Raw genomic sequence first — 2,128 nt, forward strand, 5'->3', positions numbered from 1 at the left:
ATAGGAAGGATTTTCGTATCCCATGTCGAACATATGCTAGTTAGAAGGAGGTGAAAATGAATGCAGTGGATCTTCAATATCTATCCAGAAAAGGGAACCACCCAGGAGGTGATCGCCGCCCTCCAGAAGACGAAGAATTTCAACTTCGTCCACCAGTTCGTGGGCGGAAGCAGGCGTCCCATAATCGCCCTGACCATGGCCAACGTCTCCTATGACTCCTACAACACCTTACTGTCGCTTCTGGATTCGTTGCCCATAAGCGATTGGGAGGTCCTGGAGAGGACCGAGCCCCTGGCCCCCCGAAAAGGGCGGTGACCAAGAAGGCCACGAAGAAATCAAGTAGGTAATCCGAATTTCCTGGCCAGTTCCTTGAACCTCTTGGAGTGCCCAAGGATCGATGAGGCCATCTCCTCCTCGCCGAAGCCCTGCAGAAAAAGGTGGTAATGGATCATCTCGTGGAGGAGCTTCTCGGGGAGCCTTTTCCCAAGATTTTTGGAGAGGATTATCTTGGGATAGAAGATGCACGCCGGATACGAGGCCTCATCGGATACCTCGATTATGGGCGTGGGCAGGGAATTCGAGAAGAAGATCCTGTTTAAACGCTTGAAGATTTTCTTGGCCCTGGCCTCCTCATCCATCCCCTTCTCTCCCCTTTGGTGGGGCCCGACGAGAGCCGGAAAACTTCTTTTCGAAAGGCGAGGAAGGCACCGGCGGTTCGGGCCCTTTGGGCGGGCGACAGCCAGTATCTCCGCCATCGGCCAGATAAAGGAACGTTGGCGTGGCGAGGCCCGCCCTCAAAAAAAAGAGAGCCGAAAAAGGCCCTCCAATTTCAGTTTAGCAGAAATCAAGAGCATCGCTTTTGTTTAGGGAGGCCTTCATCTTCTCCAAGGCCTTTTCGATGGTTTTTGAGACCCAGAAGGGGCTCTTGTGCAAAAGTTTCGCTATCTTTTGGCCCTCGAAGCCCCAGGCCGAGAGACAGATGCAGGCCTTCTCCTCATCCGAGGGGAGGGCAAGAACCGCCCGCTCGAAATCGAGGATCGAACAAAGAAGTGAAATCGCTCCCCTGTCTTCGGCCTTTGCCTTCAAGTCCAGATATCCCTCGCACTCCACCCACCTGGAGAAGCCCCTGGGTCTCCAGCGGTAAGTGGCCATCCCCTTGAGCAGGGTGAATGAATACAAGAAGTCCTCTTCGATCCAGGGCAAATGGACCTCCAAAGTAAAAGAGGCACCAACCACGCCTCTCGCATGGAAGATGCCTCTCCAAGCGGTTGTCCGCTTCAGGTCGAAGCCTAATTATGTATTTTAAAGGATTAGTCCACTCTTATTCGCCTTCTGAATGTCCACTCCACGGGTTGGGAATTGTGTATTTTCAGTTCATCTATGGATCCGAATTCGGTTTCGCGGATGCCAACGATTAGTTTCTCCTCGTTCGGAGTCACGGCCATTAAATGGATGGAATCGTATTCCTTGGAGAATTGGGATCGGATGAGCTCGGTGATCTTGGCAAGCGTTTGGATGTTCAAGCAAACCACCAGCCTTTTGTATATTATACTGCTTTAGCTGGCCTCTTGGCTATATTGCGCCTTCCTTGCCCCTTTTAGGTGTTTCTCGAAAGATACGGCAAAATTCTGTGAGCACCTGCAAAGAACGATTCGCACAGGTTTTAGAACAATACTTTTGGTCAGAATGGCAGGGTTTGAAATTACTACCGCAATAGAAACAATTTTTATTTTCTACTCGCATATCTCCACCTTCACATAAATCACGCCTTGACTTAAATTCGCTATCTGCGAAAATGCCGCACGGGAAAGATCAATTATTCTTCCTTCAACCCAGGGTCCTCTGTCGTTAATGCGCACCGTAACCGATTTTCCAGTTTCGAAACAAGTGACTCTAACTGGTGTACCAAATTTAAGAGTTCGATGAGCAGTGGTAAAGGCATCTGGGTTGAAGAGTTTTCCACTCGCTGTTTTTCTTCCCGCAAGTTCATATCCATACCAAGAGGCATAGCCTTCTTGAATAATTCTGCTATCTCTTGGTCCGTTCTAAGCAATCAATGACATTTTTATCATCGAAAAGCCTTCTTTGTTTTCTTCTTCCATTTCTTTTCCCATTCCTCATCTGCACC

General features: G+C 49.4%; 5 protein-coding genes. 1 reads left to right on the forward strand and 4 read right to left on the reverse strand.

Annotated elements, in window-relative coordinates; genetic code table 11:
• Window positions 1-60: 60 nt before the first annotated feature.
• Window positions 61-315, forward strand: coding sequence for a hypothetical protein (locus AB1466_00005; protein MEW6188487.1), 255 nt, complete (start codon window positions 61-63; stop codon window positions 313-315).
• Between the two features lie 20 nt (window positions 316-335).
• Here AB1466_00005 and AB1466_00010 read toward each other — a convergent pair whose 3' ends face one another.
• The 4 genes from AB1466_00010 to AB1466_00025 form a co-directional block, all read right to left on the reverse strand.
• Complete coding sequence (locus tag AB1466_00010; protein MEW6188488.1) at window positions 336-638, reverse strand: SprT-like domain-containing protein; 303 nt, start codon at window positions 636-638, stop codon at window positions 336-338.
• 196 nt (window positions 639-834) lie between these two features.
• The gene (locus AB1466_00015) at window positions 835-1,203 is read right to left on the reverse strand and encodes a hypothetical protein (GenBank protein MEW6188489.1); all 369 of its coding nucleotides are present in this window, start codon (window positions 1,201-1,203) and stop codon (window positions 835-837) included.
• Window positions 1,204-1,310: 107 nt separating this feature from the next.
• The gene (locus AB1466_00020) at window positions 1,311-1,523 is read right to left on the reverse strand and encodes a hypothetical protein (protein MEW6188490.1); all 213 of its coding nucleotides are present in this window, start codon (window positions 1,521-1,523) and stop codon (window positions 1,311-1,313) included.
• Between the two features lie 210 nt (window positions 1,524-1,733).
• On the reverse strand, window positions 1,734-2,024 hold the full coding sequence (locus AB1466_00025; GenBank protein ID MEW6188491.1) for a septal ring lytic transglycosylase RlpA family protein: 291 nt from the start codon (window positions 2,022-2,024) through the stop codon (window positions 1,734-1,736).
• Between the last annotated feature and the right edge of the window lie 104 nt (window positions 2,025-2,128).

The sequence above is a fragment of the Actinomycetota bacterium genome, from assembly GCA_040755895.1.
Taxonomy (GTDB): domain Bacteria; phylum Actinomycetota; class Aquicultoria; order Subteraquimicrobiales; family Subteraquimicrobiaceae; genus Subteraquimicrobium.

Bases quoted from the DNA above. Each gene is read 5' to 3' on its own strand.
- AB1466_00005 (MEW6188487.1), top strand. From the start codon at position 61: ATGCAGTGGATCTTCAATATCTATCCAGAAAAGGGAACCACCCAGGAG.
- AB1466_00010 (MEW6188488.1), bottom strand. From the start codon at position 638: ATGGATGAGGAGGCCAGGGCCAAGAAAATCTTCAAGCGTTTAAACAGG.